At 61.3% G+C, this 16,725-nt stretch carries 17 protein-coding genes; 15 read left to right on the forward strand and 2 right to left on the reverse strand.

The genetic code is table 11. From position 1 onward, the window contains the following. The first annotated feature begins 56 nt into the window (after positions 1 to 56). The 7 genes from ispH (at position 57) to ACEUCR_RS10675 (ending at position 7,385) form a co-directional block, all read left to right on the forward strand. A complete protein-coding gene (gene ispH, locus ACEUCR_RS10645) occupies positions 57 to 992 on the forward strand; it encodes a 4-hydroxy-3-methylbut-2-enyl diphosphate reductase (protein ID WP_041995117.1) in 936 nt (311 codons plus the stop codon). A gap of 107 nt (positions 993 to 1,099) precedes the next feature. Further along, complete coding sequence (gene tppA, locus ACEUCR_RS10650; protein ID WP_041995115.1) at positions 1,100 to 1,504, forward strand: type IVa pilus pseudopilin TppA; 405 nt, start codon at positions 1,100 to 1,102, stop codon at positions 1,502 to 1,504. A 6-nt stretch (positions 1,505 to 1,510) separates the two neighbouring features. Next, on the forward strand, positions 1,511 to 2,086 hold the full coding sequence (gene pilV, locus ACEUCR_RS10655) for a type IV pilus modification protein PilV (protein WP_408789994.1): 576 nt from the start codon (positions 1,511 to 1,513) through the stop codon (positions 2,084 to 2,086). Beyond that, on the forward strand, positions 2,083 to 3,087 hold the full coding sequence (locus ACEUCR_RS10660; RefSeq protein WP_408789997.1) for a PilW family protein: 1,005 nt from the start codon (positions 2,083 to 2,085) through the stop codon (positions 3,085 to 3,087). The genes pilV and ACEUCR_RS10660 overlap by 4 nt, the downstream gene beginning before the upstream one ends. Next, positions 3,084 to 3,515: a type IVa pilus pseudopilin TppD gene (tppD, locus tag ACEUCR_RS10665; RefSeq protein ID WP_041995110.1), complete on the forward strand. Its 432-nt coding sequence runs from the start codon at positions 3,084 to 3,086 to the stop codon at positions 3,513 to 3,515. Before ACEUCR_RS10660 ends, tppD begins: the two co-directional genes overlap by 4 nt. A gap of 10 nt (positions 3,516 to 3,525) precedes the next feature. Beyond that, complete coding sequence (locus tag ACEUCR_RS10670) at positions 3,526 to 7,104, forward strand: pilus assembly protein (protein ID WP_408790000.1); 3,579 nt, start codon at positions 3,526 to 3,528, stop codon at positions 7,102 to 7,104. Next, complete coding sequence (locus tag ACEUCR_RS10675; protein ID WP_408790002.1) at positions 7,101 to 7,385, forward strand: TapY2 family type IVa secretion system protein; 285 nt, start codon at positions 7,101 to 7,103, stop codon at positions 7,383 to 7,385. Before ACEUCR_RS10670 ends, ACEUCR_RS10675 begins: the two co-directional genes overlap by 4 nt. On the opposite strand, the gene ACEUCR_RS10680 is transcribed toward ACEUCR_RS10675, so the two are convergent. After that, complete coding sequence (locus ACEUCR_RS10680) at positions 7,382 to 7,873, reverse strand: GspH/FimT family pseudopilin (protein ID WP_408790005.1); 492 nt, start codon at positions 7,871 to 7,873, stop codon at positions 7,382 to 7,384. The genes ACEUCR_RS10675 and ACEUCR_RS10680 overlap by 4 nt on opposite strands. A 148-nt stretch (positions 7,874 to 8,021) precedes the next feature. Between ACEUCR_RS10680 and ACEUCR_RS10685 the strand changes: the two genes are divergently transcribed. The 4 genes from ACEUCR_RS10685 to luxS are packed head-to-tail and all read left to right on the forward strand — an operon-like array spanning position 8,022 to position 11,116. Then, entirely contained in the window at positions 8,022 to 9,644 is a 1,623-nt protein-coding gene (locus ACEUCR_RS10685; protein ID WP_408790008.1) for an NAD+ synthase, read from the forward strand. A 9-nt stretch (positions 9,645 to 9,653) separates the two neighbouring features. Then, positions 9,654 to 9,992, forward strand: coding sequence for a nitrogen regulatory protein P-II (gene glnB, locus ACEUCR_RS10690; protein ID WP_041995101.1), 339 nt, complete (start codon positions 9,654 to 9,656; stop codon positions 9,990 to 9,992). Then, on the forward strand, positions 9,992 to 10,588 hold the full coding sequence (locus ACEUCR_RS10695; RefSeq protein WP_408790011.1) for a transglycosylase SLT domain-containing protein: 597 nt from the start codon (positions 9,992 to 9,994) through the stop codon (positions 10,586 to 10,588). Before glnB ends, ACEUCR_RS10695 begins: the two co-directional genes overlap by 1 nt. Before the next feature lie 18 nt (positions 10,589 to 10,606). Continuing rightward, on the forward strand, positions 10,607 to 11,116 hold the full coding sequence (luxS, locus tag ACEUCR_RS10700; RefSeq protein WP_408790014.1) for an S-ribosylhomocysteine lyase: 510 nt from the start codon (positions 10,607 to 10,609) through the stop codon (positions 11,114 to 11,116). Between the two features lie 138 nt (positions 11,117 to 11,254). On the opposite strand, the gene ACEUCR_RS10705 is transcribed toward luxS, so the two are convergent. Next, complete coding sequence (locus ACEUCR_RS10705) at positions 11,255 to 12,277, reverse strand: GGDEF domain-containing protein (RefSeq protein ID WP_041995095.1); 1,023 nt, start codon at positions 12,275 to 12,277, stop codon at positions 11,255 to 11,257. Between the two features lie 133 nt (positions 12,278 to 12,410). Here ACEUCR_RS10705 and rnr point away from each other — a divergent pair, with 133 nt between their 5' ends. From rnr to ACEUCR_RS10725, 4 genes are all read left to right on the forward strand, one after another. Beyond that, positions 12,411 to 14,789, forward strand: coding sequence for a ribonuclease R (gene rnr, locus ACEUCR_RS10710; RefSeq protein ID WP_111874761.1), 2,379 nt, complete (start codon positions 12,411 to 12,413; stop codon positions 14,787 to 14,789). Then, positions 14,786 to 15,535 carry a 23S rRNA (guanosine(2251)-2'-O)-methyltransferase RlmB gene (gene rlmB / locus ACEUCR_RS10715; RefSeq protein WP_041995091.1) on the forward strand — a complete coding sequence of 250 codons (750 nt, stop codon included), beginning with the start codon at positions 14,786 to 14,788 and terminating at the stop codon, positions 15,533 to 15,535. The genes rnr and rlmB overlap by 4 nt, the downstream gene beginning before the upstream one ends. A 9-nt stretch (positions 15,536 to 15,544) precedes the next feature. Then, complete coding sequence (locus tag ACEUCR_RS10720; RefSeq protein WP_408790016.1) at positions 15,545 to 16,102, forward strand: Crp/Fnr family transcriptional regulator; 558 nt, start codon at positions 15,545 to 15,547, stop codon at positions 16,100 to 16,102. 98 nt (positions 16,103 to 16,200) lie between these two features. Next, positions 16,201 to 16,650, forward strand: coding sequence for a GNAT family N-acetyltransferase (locus ACEUCR_RS10725; RefSeq protein ID WP_408790019.1), 450 nt, complete (start codon positions 16,201 to 16,203; stop codon positions 16,648 to 16,650). Positions 16,651 to 16,725 lie beyond the last annotated feature (75 nt).

The raw sequence follows: 16,725 nt of genomic DNA on the forward strand, positions 1-16,725 counted from the left end.
CCCGTACCGGGGGTACGCACCCGCTCAGCGCACTTTGACGGGAAAGAGGTACTCTGATGGATATTTTGCTCGCTAACCCCCGTGGTTTCTGCGCCGGAGTCGATCGCGCCATCAGCATCGTCGAGAGCGCACTGGAGAAATTCGGTGCCCCCATCTATGTCCGCCATGAAGTGGTGCACAACCGCTACGTGGTGAACAAGCTGAAGGATGCGGGAGCCGTGTTCGTCGAGGAGCTGGACGAGGTGCCGGACGACAGCATCGTCATCTTCTCCGCCCACGGTGTCGCCAAGACGGTGCGCGAGATGGCCAAGTCCCGTGCCCTCAAGGTGTTCGATGCCACCTGTCCCCTGGTCACCAAGGTGCACATGGAGGTTCATCGCGCCAGTCGCAAGGGCGCCGAAGCCGTGCTCATCGGCCACGCCGGTCACCCCGAGGTGATAGGTACCATGGGGCAGTACGAGAACCCGGAAGGGGGCATGTATCTGGTGGAGACGCCACAGGACGTGGCCAGGCTCAAGGTGAAGAATCCGGACGATCTCTGCTTCGTCACCCAGACCACCCTCAGCGTGGACGAGACCTCGGACGTGATCGACGCCCTGCGCCGTCACTTCCCGAACATCCAGGGGCCGCGCAAGGACGACATCTGTTACGCCACCCAGAACCGTCAGGATGCGGTGCGTGAGATGGCGGGGCTGGTGGACGCCATGCTGGTGGTGGGGTCGCGCAACTCTTCCAACTCCAATCGCCTGCGGGAGCTGGCGGAGAAGGTGGGGGCGCGCGCCTACCTGATCGACGATGCCTCCATGATAGAGCCGGCCTGGCTGGATGGCGTCAGGGCCATCGGCGTGACCGCGGGGGCTTCGGCGCCCGAAGTGCTGGTGCAGAACGTCATCGCCCGTCTGCGTGAACTGGGGGGCAAGGTGGTCGCCGAACACCCGGGGCGCGAAGAGAATGTGGTGTTCGAAGTGCCCCCGGAACTCAGGATCATCTGACGGCCGGATCAGGCTGAAAAACAAAGTATGAAGATACTGGCGCCAGATTTGTTGCAGTGACAAATCTGGCGTTAGACTAAGAGATATTCAATCGCCAAGGATGGGTCATGGTTGAGTCTTCTCGTGGTTTTTCCCTCATCGAACTGATGATAGTGGTCGCCATCGTGGCGATCCTTGGGGCTATCGCTTATCCCTCTTATCAGCGTTATCTGCTGTCCAGTCACCGCGTCGAAGCCAAAAAAATGCTGCTGGATGCCGCCAACCGGCAAGAGACCTATTTCATGGACTTCAACCAGTATGCCTCGGCGGCGGCGTCCCTCAGCATGGCCGATGTTTCCGATTCCGGTTACTACCATCTGGTGATCTCGGCCGCCGGCAGCAGTTACATCCTGTTTGCCACCGCGTCCGGCGCCCAGGGGAGCGACAGTGATTGCATCTTCTTCTCCATCGATCAGGATGGCGTAAGGCTGGCGGAAAATCTGGCCGGGAATCAAAACGATGAATGCTGGTGAGCAACCATGTTGACCACGACAGTCCAGGCAGGGCGTCAAGGAGAGCAGGGTTTCAGCCTGCTGGAGGTGATGATTGCCGCCGTCGTGCTCTCCTTTGGCCTGATGGGGCTGGTCGCCATGCAGGCAACCGCCAAGTTTTCCAGTTATGAGTCTCGCCAGCGCACCATCGCCAGCTGGCTGGCCAATGACCTGGTGGAGCGGGTGAGGATCAATCAGGACAGTTGGTCGACCCAGAGCATCACCCTGGTCTCTGGCAACAGCAACCTGACCCTGCCTGGTTGCGCCAGCGCCGATGGCACCATGGCGGCATGCAGCCGCAGTGACCTGCGTAATCTGGATCTCTTTTACTGGCAGCAATCCTTGCTGGGTGCCGCTGTCTCTGGCGCATCCTCTTCCTTGCAAGCCCCGGTCGGCTGCGTGATCCGCGGGGCCAACAACAGCCTGACGGTCGGTATCTTCTGGCGTGGCAAGGCGTCACTATCCGATGGCGCTGCGGCGGTTGCCGGGGTGCGCGATACCTGTGGTGTGGGAAACGTGGCGGACAATCAGAGGCGTCAGTTCGTGCTGACGACCACCCTGTGAATGCCAGAGGCTTTACCCTGGTCGAGTGGCTGATCGCCATGCTGATCGGTGCGTTTCTGGTCGGTGGCGGACTCAGCATCTTCGTCGCCTCCCGTGCGACCACCGAAGAGGCGTTTGATCAGAGCGAGCTGCAGGAGAATGGCAGGGTCGCGATACGATTGCTGACCCAGGATCTGAAATGGGCCGGTTTCTGGGGGGACTATACGGGATCTCCCATGACGGTGGGTCAGGGGGTCAGTCTGAGTGCGGGCGCCGTGGTACCGAGTTCAAGTGATTGTCTTGATGACCTGGCACGGGGCAGCCTGCCGGCGAGTACGGGGTCGATGCGACCGTTTTGGGCGGCGAGGATTGATAGCAGCAAAGTCATCAAGGGGAACGCCTTTGTCTGTATTCCTGCCGCTTCTCGCATTGCCAACAGCGATGTGCTCAGCATCAAACGACTGATGGGAAATCCATTGGCTGATGCTGCGGCCACGGGCAACCGTTTCTATCTCGCCACCACCACCCAGGCGGCTCAGCTCTTCAAGGGAGGGGAAGCCGTCCCCACCGAGACGACCATGCCAACCCGCCAGCTCTGGGAATATCAGCACCTCATCTATTATCTGTCTCCCAATGCGACCACTGGCAGCCCTGAACTGAGGAAGCGCTATCTGACAGCAAATGGCGGCTCTGTGCTGATTGGTGGGGCCATGGCCGAGGGGATAGAGAGATTGAGCGTGCTGTTTGGGGTGGATGACAGCCTGGTGCCGGATGGCGTCATCGATCGCTATGTCTCTACCAATGACGTCAGCGAGCAGGCGTGGAGCGAGGGGCGAGTGGTGGCCGCACGGATCTTTCTCCTGGTGCGCTCCCTGCAAGCTTCTCGCAGTTATGTGAATGACAATGTCTATCAGGTTGGTGATGTCTCCGTGTCAGGGAATGGCGACGGTTTTCGCCGGCTGTTATTGGAAACCAGTGTATCGCTGCGCAATCCGGCGGTGATTGCCGGAGGTGGCTCATGAGACAGCAACGGGGTGTGGCGCTGGTGGTGGCACTCTTCATTCTCATCCCCCTGACCCTGATCGCCGTGGTGGTGATGCAGTCATCGGGTCAGGATCTCAGGATGGCCGGCTCTGCCGCCAGCTTGCGGCAGGCGGAGCACCAACTCGAGGGTGTGATAGAGGCTGCGATGCAGAGCAGCAATGTCTCGTCACTGATCGCAAACATGGGCGTCAGTGCCGCCATCAGCGTGAACAGCAGCAATGTTTCGGCATCGGTCGCCCTGAGGGATCGGGCCGAGACGGTGTGCAAACGCAAATTTGATGCCAGCAGCCAGAATGTGATCCCCGCCTGTCGATATGTGGAGATGCAGTCGGAGCTCAATTATGGCAAGCATGCAAGCACGATGAGCTGGACCCTGGGGGTTGAGCAACCACTGCTCACCAAATAGGAGCAAGGATATGTGGTTACGCAGAGCTGGAGTGGCGCTGTGCTGGAGCAGTCTGGTGTGGTGCGCAACGACCGTCAGGGCGGATGATACCGAACTGTTTATTTATGATTTCAACAAGGCCGGCGATTTCAGGCCCAAGGTGCTGCTGATATTCGACAACTCCGGCAGCATGCGCGAAACCATGGAGCAGGTGAAGGAGGCCTACGATCCGACGATCAGTTACCCGCCACTGCAAAATGATCCGGACCAGAACAACAGCGAGCGGTACGTCTATTTCGCCACGGACGGCGATGTTCCCAGCATTACCACCAGCCGCCGATTCTCCGACAAGATAAATGCCTGTGCCAGCTCCAAGACCCCCTTGGCCAATATTGGCTACTTCCAGTCCCAGGTCTGGACCTATGAAGTCGGCAATGGCACGCCCCCCAATCGTGGTCGGGGCGAGTGGAATTCCATCAGCGGCTATCGGGAAGACGATATCAAGCTGGTGGATTGCAAACAGGATGTGATCGCGAGAAACCCCGCCAATCCCTATACCGGATCCTGGTCCGTGGGGGCGGGCTACCCGGTGGACAAGACGAGCAACAACAGAGGCGAATGGTTTTATACCGCCAATGTCAACAACGCCGATAATGCCAGCAACACCAGTCTGGTGCTTTATTCCGCCAATTACCTTCGTTGGTATTATGGCCCGACAGGGTATTCCATCGAGTCAAGGTTGCGCATTGCGAAGGATGCGGTGAGCGGCCTGATTTCATCGACCCCGGGAGTGGATTTCGGCCTGGCGGTGTTCAATCGCAACGACGAGAGCGACAACAATGGCGGTCGCATCGTCAGGGATATCCTGGGCAGCGAAATCACCCTGCCCAACGGCAAGACGGGGGAGCAGGATCTGCTGGACAGAGTCGAGGGACTGACAACCAGCTCCCACACTCCCTTGTGCGAGACCCTGCGCGAAGCTTATCAATTCTTTGGTGGCAAGGAGGTCATCTATGGCCTGCAGGGCGGGACTCGCGACCTCATGGCCGAGGATCCTGAAGGTACCTATCAGGCACCTTACGACAACTGCTCCAACAATGGTTATGTCATCTACATCACGGACGGTGAGCCGACGAAGGATACGGATTCGGATACGTTCGTGCAGGGATTGGTCAATACCCTGACCACGGATGAGAAGGCCGCCTATGGTTCGACCGTGTCATATGGCTCTGGAAACAATCGGTCCAGCAGTTATCTGGCGGCCCTGGCCGGCTATATGAAACACAAGGACGTGAACAGCGTCTCTCCCGGTGTCCAGACGGTGACCACCTTCACCGTGGGGTTTGGCGATGAGGCCATCTCTGGCGCCGGTAACTTGCTGGCGGAGACGGCCAGGCGAGGAGGGGGAGAGTATTACCCGGCGACCGATGCCTCGGCCCTGACCGATGCCCTGAAATCCTCTCTGCTGGCGATCCTGCGCATCAATACCTCACTGGTATCCCCCGCCATTGCCAGCAACAATTTCGACCGGACCCGCAGCCTCAACAACATTTATTACGCCATGTTCGAGCCGGATGATGGCCCCAGGTGGCGGGGCAACCTCAAGAAGCTGATGTTCTCTCCCGAGGGCTATGTGATGGATAGCAGGGGGCTGCCGGCCATCAAGCCTGACGGCACCATCACGGATAGCGCCCAGACCTTCTGGTCGTCCGGCCGTGACGGCAACAAGGTGGCCGAAGGGGGGGCGCAAGCCATGTTGGCCACCAAGGACAATCGCAATCTCTTCGTGGTCAACCAGGCGGACAATCGTCTGGATGCGCTCACCAAGGCCAACCTGATATCCCAGGCAGGCAATGAGGCAGCCCTCATGGCCTTGATGAAAGTGAATGACGCGAGCGAACTGGACCCGCTGATCAACTGGACCAGGGGGCTGGATGTCGATGACGAGGACTTTGATTCCTCGACTCTGATCCGCAGCCACATCATGGGGGATCCCCTGCACTCCCGCCCCCTGGTGTTGAACTATGGCCCCCAGTCGGGCAACCCGGCCGACGACCCCGACTTGCGGATATTGCTCGGGACCAATGCCGGCTTCCTGCATATGTTCAAGGATATGGGCAGCACCATAGACGAGAGCTGGGCCGCCATCCCCTATGGCCTGCTGGCAAACCAGCAGGCTCTGCGAAGCAACGCCGAGTCGGCAGAGCATCTCTATGGCGTCGACTCCTCTCCCGTTGCCCTGATCAAAGACAGCAACGGCAATGGGGTGCTGAAAGCCACAGAAGCGGACTTCGTATGGGTCTTTACTGGCCTGCGTAACGGAGGCAAGGCCTACTATGCCTTCGACATTTCCAACCCGGACAGCCCTCGCCTGAAATGGAGTCTGGATGAGCAGAAAACGGGGTTTGCCGGTCTGGGGCTGACCTGGTCAGTGCCTGAGGTAGCCTTTGTACCCGGCGTCTCCGATCCTGTGCTGATCTTTGCGGGCGGCTATGATGCCAATAAGAACGAGCTCGGCCTGGGCACGGAAGACAGTGCAGGGAGGGGCATCTACATCGTGAATGCGGCCGATGGCAGCCTGGTGTTCAGCGCCACTCCGGCGGCACCCTCTACCGTCAATCTGCAGGTTGCCGCCATGGAGGACAGCATGCCAGGCTCGGTCGCCGTGCTGGACAGCGATGGCGATGGCAAGATTGATCGCATCTATGCCGGCGATACCGGCGGACATATCTGGCGCATGGATATGCCGTCCGCCACCAAGTCGGCCTGGAGCGTGTTCAAGTTTGCCAGCCTGGGGTCGGATGATGTCCAGGCCGACGATCGCCGCTTCTTCACCCAACCCATAGTGGTGCGCACCATCAACAAGCAGGTGACCAGAACCGTGGTGGGGGGAAACGAGCTTTACGCCTACCAGGAGCGCCCCTTCGATGCCGTGCTGATCGGTAGCGGGGATCGCAATCGTCCCGCCTCCGAATCCACGGTACGAAATGGCTACTTCATGCTGCGGGATTATGATGTCACGGCGCGCACATCGGGCAGCCCGGCCAGGACGCCCATCCTTATCAGCGACCTCTATGATGTCACCCATGACCCCCTGACTGCCCAGAGCACGGATGAGGACAGGTTGCGAGTCAAGGCCGGGATCACCAGCGCCAATGGGTGGGTCAACTGGTTGAACGAACCCGGCGAGAAGTCCATGGGGGCGGGCGTGGTGCTGCAAGGCAAGCTCTACTTCACCTCTTTCCTGCCCCAGGTGCAGTCTTTCCTGCAATGCACCATTCAGTCCATCGGGGCGGCTCGTCAGTACATGGTGGACATGCACTATGGCACCTCGTTCAAGTATGTGGTCGATCTGGACGGCAATGAAACCCCTGAGCGCTATGTCGAGGTGCAAAACAAGGTGGCCGACGATCTGGTGGTGCATGCGGGAGACGACGCCCGGGTCCGGATCCTGGGGGGCGGGGTCGGAGACGAAGTCATCCTTCATGATCAGGGAAATGGCGAGCCTGAACGCTGCACCGGGGCGGGTGAGTGCGTCCAGGGGGCAGAAGAGGCCGAGATGAATATGTCACCCAAGAAAATCTACCTGTATGAAGGAGAGACACCATGAGGCTGATCCCTTGGGTGTGCGTGCTTGGTCTGGGCTTGTCAGGAGGTAGCCAGGCGGCCGATATCAAGTGCTATGTCGAGTTGGCTAATGGCCAGCGGGTGGTGCTGAGTGGCACCACGGCAGACGCTTCCCCCGTTGCCGTGCAGGACAAATTTCAGCGCAAGGGTTATGAGGTCGACGGGGTCATCCAACCCGTGGTCAAGGTGCTGGAGTGTCTGGACATGGGGGATCGCTTCAAATCGAAAGAGGCGCAGCAGCAGGATGCAATCCAGCTGCGCTAGGGGCAGATATTTGCCTGGGTAGCCTGGCTTGAGCGCCCCGAGGGGGCGATGATCAGATTGATCTGCTGAACCCCTGGGCTGCATAAGTTCAAGGTGGCGTTGCTCCCCAGGCTGGTGCCATCCGGGCTGAAGAGGGTGGTTCGCCGATTATTGGCGGCGGTGACGCCCTGAGGAAAGGGGTGGCTCCTGGCGAGCAGCAGCTCGCCGCCATTCAGGGCGTTGTTGCCATCATCATCGACAAATACCTGCAGGTGAGTGGGGTTGGCGAGGACGCAGCTATCGTTGGCATCGGCCAGGCAGGCCGTGACCGAAAACTGGTTGTCGATGGCCTGACTACGGGCAAAACGCAGGTGCTTCAACAGGGTTTGCGATTCGAACTTGAGGCTGTTCTCGTTGAGCAGACTGGAGAGAGCCGGGGCGCCAATCCCCAACAAGATGACGCCCAGACTGACGGCGACCATCAGTTCGAGCAGGGTGAATCCGTTCATGTGCCTGTTCATGGGTATCATCTCCGCCGATTGACTACAGCTTATCGTCTTCATGGCAGAGCGCCAGGGGAGGATAAGGGTTGAGCTGGCACAGCCAGCGCCTTTTCTTTATCATTCCCCATCATTTTCGAATTCAAGATGCATCGCCATGGCAAAAGCCCTCTCTCTGATGCTTGCCCAGTTGAACCTGACGGTAGGCGCCATCGAAGATAACTGTGACAAGGTACTGGCCGCCGCCGCCGAGGCGGAGCAGCAAGGGGCCGATCTGCTGGTCTGCTCCGAGCTGGCCCTGACCGGCTACCCGCCGGAAGACCTGTTGCTGCGCGCTGACCTGATGATTCGGGTGGAGGCCGCGTTGGCCCGCATCGCGGCCTGGCGGGGGCGTTGCGCCATCTTGCTGGGTCACCCCTGGCGCCAGGATGGCAAGCTCTACAACACCGCATCCCTCTATGATAACGGTGTCCTGCTGGCTCGCTATTTCAAGCAGGACTTGCCCAACTATGGGGTGTTCGACGAGAAGCGCTACTTCAGCGCCGGCAATGAGAGTTGCGTGGTGACGCTGCGGGGCCATCGCCTGGGCTTGCTTATCTGCGAAGACCTCTGGCAGCCGGGCCCGGCCCTGGCCGCCAAGGCGGCGGGTGCCGAGCTGCTGCTCACCATCAATGCCTCCCCCTATGACAAGGACAAGCCCTGGATCCGCCGCGAGTTGATGGCGGAGCGCTGCGGTCAGACCGGCTTGCCCCTGGTTTACCTCAATCAGGTATGCGGCCAGGACGAACTGGTGTTCGACGGCTGCTCCAAGGTGTTCAACGGCCAGGGGGAGCTGACCCACAGGCTGGCCCCCTTTGCCGAAGAGCTGGCGCTGGTGCGCTTTGTCGAGGGGCAACCCCGCAAGGAGCGCGAGCCTGCACAGCCCCTCGAGCCCCTGGCCGAAGTCTATCAGGCCCTGGTGCTGGCGGTGCGTGACTATGTTACCAAGAACGGTTTTCAGGGGGCCGTGCTCGGTCTCTCCGGCGGGATTGACTCGGCCCTGACCCTGGCCATTGCCGGAGATGCCCTTGGCAACGACAAGGTGCAGGCGGTGATGATGCCGTTTCGCTACACCGCCCAGATGAGCGTAGAGGATGCCAGGGAGCAGGCCGAACGTATGGGGGTGGAGTTCAATATCATCTCCATCGAGCCCATGTTCGAGGGCTTCATGACCCAGCTTGCTCCCCTGTTCGAGGGCACGGCGCGCGATACCACCGAAGAGAACCTGCAGGCGCGCTGCCGCGGCGTGCTCTTGATGGCGCTCTCCAACAAGCGCCGCCGCATCGTGCTGACCACGGGCAACAAGAGCGAGATGGCCGTGGGCTACGCCACCCTGTATGGCGACATGGCCGGTGGTTTCGATGTGCTCAAGGATGTGCCCAAGACCCTGGTCTTCAAGTTGTGCGAGTATCGCAACAGCGTCGATTACGTGATCCCCCAGCGGGTCATCGACCGCCCGCCCTCGGCGGAGTTGGCCCCTGATCAGCTGGATCAGGACAGCCTGCCTCCCTACGACATTCTGGACGACATCTTGCAACGCTATGTGGAGCAGGATGCCTCCGTGGCCGACATGGTCGCCGCCGGTTTCGATGAGGCCACGGTGCGCAAGGTGATCCGGCTGGTGGACATCAACGAATACAAGCGCCGTCAGGCGGCGGTGGGGCCCCGCATCTCGCCCCGCAACTTTGGTAAGGATCGCCGTTACCCCATCACGTCCGGGTTCGGTAAACAGAACTGGTAAGGAGTCACCATGAAGAAGATTGAAGCCATCATCAAGCCGTTCAAACTGGACGATGTGCGCGAAGCCCTGGCCGAGATCGGCATCAACGGCATGACGGTATCCGAGGTCAAGGGCTTCGGTCGCCAGAAGGGCCATACCGAGCTCTATCGTGGTGCCGAGTACATGGTGGATTTCCTGCCGAAAGTGAAGGTGGAGCTGGTGGTCCAGGATGAAGAACTCGATGCCTGCATCGAGGTGATCCAGAACACGGCGCGCACCGGCAAGATTGGCGATGGCAAGATCTTCGTGTGTGACGTGGAGCGGGTGATCCGGATCCGTACCGGCGAAGAGAACGAAGACGCCATCTGATGCACAAACGCCTCGCGCTGGCGGGCCTCTCGCTGGGGCTTGCCGCCTGCAGCAGTTCGCCGCCGGCCCAGCCGGAAAACCTGTGTCAGATCTTTCGCGAAAAACCCGAGTGGCACGAGGCCGCGCTCGACATGACGGCGCGGTGGGGCACACCGGTACAGGTGGTGATGGCCATGATGTATCAGGAGTCCTCCTTCGTGCATGATGCCCAGCCGCCCATGGGATACTTCCTGTTTATCCCGACCGGGCGCGCCAGTTCGGCCTATGGTTATGCCCAGGTGAAAGACGAGACCTGGGCCGATTACCAGCGGGAAACCGGCAACGGCTGGAGCAGCCGGGACGACTTCGCCGACGCCATCGATTTCATGGGCTGGTACACTGACAAGGCCCAGAAGCTCAACGGCACCTCCAAGTGGGATGCCTACGGCCAGTACCTCAATTATCACGAAGGCTGGGGCGGTTATCGCCGTGGCAGCTACCGCAGCAAGGGGTGGCTGATGAAGGTCTCCCGCAAGGTGGAGGCCCGCGCCCAGCGCTATGGCGCCCAGTATCGACAATGCAAGGATCAGCTCTCCAGCGGGAGCTGGTTCTGGTAACCCAATCAGGAGTCAGAAATGCCGTTATTGGACAGTTTTACCGTTGACCACACCCGTATGGAAGCCCCTGCGGTACGTGTCGCCAAAACCATGCAGACCCCGAGCAAGGACACTATTACCGTGTTCGATCTGCGCTTTTGCGTGCCGAATCAGGAGATCCTCTCCGAGCGTGGCATTCACACCCTGGAGCACCTGTTTGCCGGTTTCATGCGGGACCACCTGAACGGCAATGGGGTGGAGATCATCGACATCTCCCCCATGGGCTGCCGTACCGGCTTCTACATGAGCCTGATCGGCGCGCCGGACGAGGCCCGGGTGGGCCAGGCCTGGCTGGCGGCGATGGACGATGTGCTCAAGGTGCAGGATCAATCCCAGATCCCCGAGCTGAACCTCTATCAGTGCGGCACCTACGCCATGCACTCTCTGGATGAAGCCCAGGGTATCGCCCGCAACGTCCTGGCTCGCGGGGTCGGTGTGAACCACAACGACGAGCTGGCGTTGCCGCAAGAGAAGCTCAACAACCTCTAAGGCGCGGGCAGCGAAAACGAAGAAGGCCGGTCAGTGACCGGCCTTCTCTTTTTGTCCCCTGTGTCTTGCAAGGAGGTTCGCTCCGAACAGCAGGGCTTGCCGTGGCCGGCGGCCCGGCCGCCGAGCGACATCCGGGCGTCAGGAGGGGAGAGGCATCACCCGGTTGCGGCCGAGCTCCTTGGCCTTGTAGAGCAGCCTGTCGACGCGCTCGACCAGGGGGTCGGCCGCCTCTGTACCGTCGTGCTCGCCGACCCCGAAGGAGGAGGTGATGTGGTCGATACGCCGACCTGACTTGCGATCCAGGATCGACATCTTCTCGATGGCCCGGCGCAGGCTCTCCGCCACCTGGCGGCTGAGGGCCAGGCTGCGGCCCGGCAGCAGCAGGGCAAACTCTTCGCCGCCGAGGCGATAGGCGCTGACGCCCTCCTTGCAGCATTCCCGCAACCGCTTGCTGAAGGCGCGCAGCACCTGATCGCCGAGCAGATGACCATATTCGTCATTGAAGTTCTTGAAGCGGTCTATGTCGGTCAGGATCAGGGAGAAGGGGTGCCGGTTGCGGATGAGGCTATCCATCTCCAGGCTGAAGGCGCGGCGGTTGAGCAGACCGGTCAGGGCATCCTCGTTGGCGAGTTTTCTCGTCTCGTCCAGGGCTTCCTTCAGCGCCTTTATCTCTTTCTCGGCGCTGGTCAGCTGGCTGCGAAAGTGCATGGTCGACATCCGCACATCCCGCGACTCGCGGACCAGCTCCCGTAATATCCCCATGGTATCTTCGAGGCTGAGCCCCTCGTCGTCGATCCGGCTCAGCCGATCGAAACTGCGATCCAGCATGGCCTGAAACGCCCCCGTGTCCGACAGGGCGTCTTGCATGGTGTGGCCCAGCTCGCTGGTCATGGCGGCCAGATTCAGCTTCATGGTCTCGAGCTGCTGGTCGCTCTGGGCCGCCAGATATTGGTGGAACAGCCGTTCACAGGTGGTGAGCGAGCAGGTGCCCTGCAACTTGATGGCCTGATCGATCGCCTGATTGAGCTCGGGCATGCTGGCCGACACATAGCTGTACCAGAGGGTGTAGTTGGCCGGTGTGGTGGGTATCTGATACTTGATCATCAGAGGCACCGCCTGTTTCAGGTAGGCGGCGGACTGGGCGAATGAATCCTTGCTCATGGGTTCCATGTCTTCTCGGGCGCGCAATGGCGCTCAGTATGACAGAGAGATGCTGGAAAAGGCAGCGGGTGGATGCCATTAGCTCCCCCCTCCGATATACTAGCCGAGTCATTACTTATTCTAAGGCCTGCTTATGTCTCAACAAGATCCTTTCCTCCAACGCGAGGCCGAGAAATATGAGAATCCCATCGCCAGCCGCGAGATGCTGCTGGAGCTCATTCGAGGCCATGAAAAACCCATGTCCCGCGAAGAGTTGGCCACCGTCCTCAAGCTGACCGAGGAAGAGCCGTTGGAAGCCCTTCGCCGTCGTCTGCGCGCCATGGAGCGTGACGGACAATTGGTATTCACCCGCAACCAATGTTATGCCCTGCCGGATCGCCTGAATCTGGTCAAAGGCTATGTGCTCGGCCATAAAGATGGATTCGGTTTCCTGCGCCCGGAAGGTGGTGGATCGGATCTGTTCCTGAACAACCGCGAGATGCAGAAGCTGATGCACGGCGACTACGTGCTGGTGCAACCGACCGAGATCGACCGCAAGGGCCGGCAGGAGGCGCGGGTCGTGCGCCTGCTCAAGGCCCGCGAGGCGGACATCGTCGGTCGCTACTTCGTCGAGAACGGCATGGGCTTCGTGGTGCCGGACGACAGCCGCATCGGCCAGGACATCATCATCCCGGAAGGGGAAAACAAGGGCGCCCGTCAGAGCCAGGTCGTGGTGGTGCGTGTCACCCAGCGCGCCACCGCACGGATCAACGCGGTCGGCACAGTACTGGAAGTGCTGGGCGAGAACATGGCTCCCGGCATGGAGATCGAGATCGCCCTGCGCACCCATGGCATTCCCCACACCTGGCCGGAGGAGGTGACCAAGGAGGTCGCCGGCCTCGGCGAACAGGTGCCGGAGCAGGCCAAGGAAGGGCGCATCGATCTGCGCTCCCTGCCGCTGGTCACCATCGACGGGGAAGATGCCCGCGACTTCGATGACGCCGTCTTCTGCCAGGCCAAGAAGAGCGGTGGCTGGCGCCTGTGGGTCGCCATCGCCGACGTCTCCTCCTATGTACGCCCCGGCACGGCGCTGGATGCCGAGGCGTATCAGCGCGGCAACTCCGTCTACTTCCCCGAGTACGTGGTGCCCATGCTGCCGGAGGTACTCTCCAACGGCCTCTGCTCCCTGAACCCTCAGGTGGACAGACTCTGCATGGTGTGCGAGATGACCATCTCCGCCGGTGGCCGCATGTCCGGCTACAAGTTCTACGAAGCCGTGATGAACTCCCATGCCCGCCTGACCTACAACAAGGTGGCGGCCATTCTGGAAGGGGATGCCAGGCTGCGCCAGCAGTATGACCCCCTGGTGGGCCATATCGAGGAGCTGAACAACCTCTACAAGGCGCTCAAGCATGCCCGTCATCAGCGCGGCGCCGTGGAGTTCGAGAGCGAGGAGACCCGCTTCATCTTCAACGCCCAGCGCAAGATCGACCGCATCGTGCCGCTGGTGCGCAACGATGCCCACAAGATCATCGAAGAGTGCATGATACTGGCGAACGTGGCCGCGGCCCGTTACATCGAGAAGAACGAGGCCGCCGCCCTGTTCCGGGTGCACGACCGCCCGGGCGAGGAGCGTCTGACCGGTTTTCGTGACTTCCTGGCCGAGCTGGGTCTGGAGCTCAAGGGGGGTCTCGAGCCCGAGCCGAAGGATTTCGCCGAGCTGGCCGCCAAGTTCGAGGGGCGCCCGGATGCCGAGCTGCTCTCCACCATGCTGCTGCGCTCCATGCGTCAGGCGGTCTATCAGGCCGACAACATAGGTCACTTCGGCCTGGCCCTGAAGTCCTACGCCCACTTCACCTCGCCGATCCGTCGCTATCCGGATCTCATCTTGCACCGCGCCATCAAGTATCAGGCGGCGAAGGAGCAGGCGGCCCAGCGCCACAAGTGGACCCCGAGCGGTGGCTACCACTATCAGCTGGAAGAAGTGGATCCCATGGGCGAACACTGCTCCATGACGGAACGCCGTGCCGACGATGCCACCCGCGACGTGGCGGACTGGCTCAAGTGCGAGTACATGCTGGACCACGTGGGTGACGAGTTCGACGGCGTGATCGCCAGCGTCACCGGCTTTGGCTTCTTCGTCCGTCTGGCGGAGATCCACATCGACGGCCTGGTCCACATCAGCTCGCTGGACAACGACTACTACCAGTTCGATCCCCTGCACCAGCAGCTGATCGGCGAGAACTTCCGTCGTCGCTACCGCCTCGGTGACAAGGTGCGGGTCAAGGTGATGGCCGTGAACCTGGACGATCGCAAGATCGACTTCACCATGGTGGAGGAGCCCCTCAAGGCCACCGGCAAGAATGCCAAGGAGATGGCGCGCAAGCAGGCCGAGATCAAGAAAGAGAAGGCCAAGAGCAGCCGTCGCCACGAGCGTCGTCAGGAGGGCAAGCCCCTCAAGACCACGGCCGCCAAACCCAACAACCGCCGCCCGAGCAAGAAGGCTCGTGACAAGGCCAAGAGCACGAAATGAGTACTGAACTGATCTACGGCATCCATGCCGTCAGCGCCCAGCTGGAGCGCACCCCGGAGCGTTTCATCGAGGTGTGGGCCCTGAAGGGCCGCGACGACGAGCGGCTGCTGCCGCTCCTCGCCGAGCTGGAGTCCCTCGGCATCCGGGTGCAGAACGTCAACCGCAAGGCGCTCGATGACAAGGCCGAGGGCAACAATCACCAGGGCATACTGGCCCGGGTGAAGGAGTCCCCCAAGCTGGCCGAGCACGATCTGGCCAGCCTGCTGGACAACCTGGCCTCACAAGAAGCTCAGCCTTTCCTGCTGGTGCTGGACGGGGTGACGGATCCCCACAACCTCGGCGCCTGCCTGCGCAGCGCCGATGCGGCGGGTGTGCATGCGGTGATCGTACCGCGGGACAAGGCCACCGGCCTGACCCCGGTGGTACGCAAGGTCGCCTGTGGCGCCGCCGAGGTGGTGCCGCTGATCCAGGTCACCAACCTGGCCCGCAGCCTGCGCGAGCTGCAGGAGCGGGGCGTCTGGATCGTCGGCACCGCCGGCGAGGCGGATCACGACCTCTATCAGGCCAAACTGACCGGCCCGATGGCGCTGGTGATGGGGGCCGAGGGCAAGGGGATGCGCCGCCTGACCCGCGAGCACTGCGACGAACTGGTGAGCATTCCCATGGCGGGGGCGGTATCGAGCCTCAACGTCTCTGTGGCGACCGGCGTCTGCCTGTTCGAAGTGGTGCGTCAGCGCCGTGGTTGAATGAACGTGATGGAGCGACCCCCGTTTTGCCGGGATCCCCACATCGACGAGCAGGAGGCCAGGGGCCTCCTCTCTTTTGCCCGGCCCCTCTCGCTGGCGCCGAGGGAATCATTGTGGCGGGCGGGCGATCGTCCGGATCTGCTGGTCCGGGTCGAGCAGGGTCTGCTGCGGGCCAGGGTCGTCCTCGAGGATGGCCGCGAATACATCAAGGAGTTCTACTGGGAGGGGGACGAGTTTCTCGACTTTCACCATCAACTCAGCGGCCAGCCGGCCCGCTGCAGCGTGGAGGCCCTGGAGCCTTGCCGCCTGCTGGTGTTTCCCCTCGCCAGCCTGCGCGGGCACAGGCTCTGGCCCGCCTGGTACCAGCATCTGGTCGCGGTCCAGCTGCGCATCAAGGAGGAGAAGGAGCTGCTGTTGCTCACCGGCACGCCCCAGGCTCGTTATCAGCACTTCCTGAGCCACTTCCCCGACCTGGATGCCCGCCTGCCCGACCATCAGGTGGCGGCCTACCTTGGCATTACCCCCATCAGCCTGAGCCGCATCCGCAAGCGCCTGGCCGGGCGCTAGCGCGAGTTCGACCCGCTTCACGTCGCCTCATTAACCAAGGTTAATGCGAGGCACGGGCTGCGGCGCTATGCTGGCGGCTCGTTCCCAAGGAGTCAGCTATGGATTGGACCCTCAAGGGCTTCGATGCCCTCTCGTTACATGAACTCTATGACCTGCTGGTGCTGCGTTCCCGGGTGTTTGTGGTGGAGCAGACCTGCCCCTTCCTCGATCTGGACGGGCTGGACAAGCAGGGCGAGGTGCTGCACCTGCTGGGGTGGCAGGAGGGCAAACTGGTCGCCTATGCCCGCCTGCTGGCGCCGGATCTGGTGAAGCCGGGCTTTGCGGTGATAGGCCGGGTGGTCACGGCGCCAGAGGCCCGTGGCGGCGGCCTGGGCCATCGGCTGATGGAGCGGGCAGATGCCGAGTGTGCACGGCTCTGGCCTCAGGCTCCCGTTTATCTGGGCGCCCAGGCCCATCTGCAGGATTTTTATGCCCGCCACGGTTTTCGGCCCGAGGGAGACGCCTACCTCGAGGACGAGATACTGCATATCGGCATGGTTCGCCCCTGAGGGCAGCACCGGGGCATCTAATGCCTTTTAGGCATAACAATGAAATTATTATGTCTTGAGGTAGTAAAGAAATCG

Origin of the sequence: Aeromonas bivalvium, assembly GCF_046078285.1 — a bacterium.
Lineage (GTDB): Bacteria > Pseudomonadota > Gammaproteobacteria > Enterobacterales > Aeromonadaceae > Aeromonas > Aeromonas bivalvium.

What these genes read in the sequence shown, in the direction of transcription:
- ispH (WP_041995117.1), top strand. Translation starts at nt 57, where the DNA reads ATGGATATTTTGCTCGCTAACCCCCGTGGTTTCTGCGCCGGAGTCGAT.
- tppA (WP_041995115.1), top strand. Translation starts at nt 1,100, where the DNA reads ATGGTTGAGTCTTCTCGTGGTTTTTCCCTCATCGAACTGATGATAGTG.
- pilV (WP_408789994.1), top strand. Translation starts at nt 1,511, where the DNA reads ATGTTGACCACGACAGTCCAGGCAGGGCGTCAAGGAGAGCAGGGTTTC.
- tppD (WP_041995110.1), top strand. Translation starts at nt 3,084, where the DNA reads ATGAGACAGCAACGGGGTGTGGCGCTGGTGGTGGCACTCTTCATTCTC.
- ACEUCR_RS10670 (WP_408790000.1), top strand. Translation starts at nt 3,526, where the DNA reads ATGTGGTTACGCAGAGCTGGAGTGGCGCTGTGCTGGAGCAGTCTGGTG.
- ACEUCR_RS10675 (WP_408790002.1), top strand. Translation starts at nt 7,101, where the DNA reads ATGAGGCTGATCCCTTGGGTGTGCGTGCTTGGTCTGGGCTTGTCAGGA.
- ACEUCR_RS10680 (WP_408790005.1), bottom strand. Translation starts at nt 7,873, where the DNA reads ATGAACGGATTCACCCTGCTCGAACTGATGGTCGCCGTCAGTCTGGGC.
- ACEUCR_RS10685 (WP_408790008.1), top strand. Translation starts at nt 8,022, where the DNA reads ATGGCAAAAGCCCTCTCTCTGATGCTTGCCCAGTTGAACCTGACGGTA.
- glnB (WP_041995101.1), top strand. Translation starts at nt 9,654, where the DNA reads ATGAAGAAGATTGAAGCCATCATCAAGCCGTTCAAACTGGACGATGTG.
- ACEUCR_RS10695 (WP_408790011.1), top strand. Translation starts at nt 9,992, where the DNA reads ATGCACAAACGCCTCGCGCTGGCGGGCCTCTCGCTGGGGCTTGCCGCC.
- luxS (WP_408790014.1), top strand. Translation starts at nt 10,607, where the DNA reads ATGCCGTTATTGGACAGTTTTACCGTTGACCACACCCGTATGGAAGCC.
- ACEUCR_RS10705 (WP_041995095.1), bottom strand. Translation starts at nt 12,277, where the DNA reads ATGAGCAAGGATTCATTCGCCCAGTCCGCCGCCTACCTGAAACAGGCG.
- rnr (WP_111874761.1), top strand. Translation starts at nt 12,411, where the DNA reads ATGTCTCAACAAGATCCTTTCCTCCAACGCGAGGCCGAGAAATATGAG.
- rlmB (WP_041995091.1), top strand. Translation starts at nt 14,786, where the DNA reads ATGAGTACTGAACTGATCTACGGCATCCATGCCGTCAGCGCCCAGCTG.
- ACEUCR_RS10720 (WP_408790016.1), top strand. Translation starts at nt 15,545, where the DNA reads ATGGAGCGACCCCCGTTTTGCCGGGATCCCCACATCGACGAGCAGGAG.
- ACEUCR_RS10725 (WP_408790019.1), top strand. Translation starts at nt 16,201, where the DNA reads ATGGATTGGACCCTCAAGGGCTTCGATGCCCTCTCGTTACATGAACTC.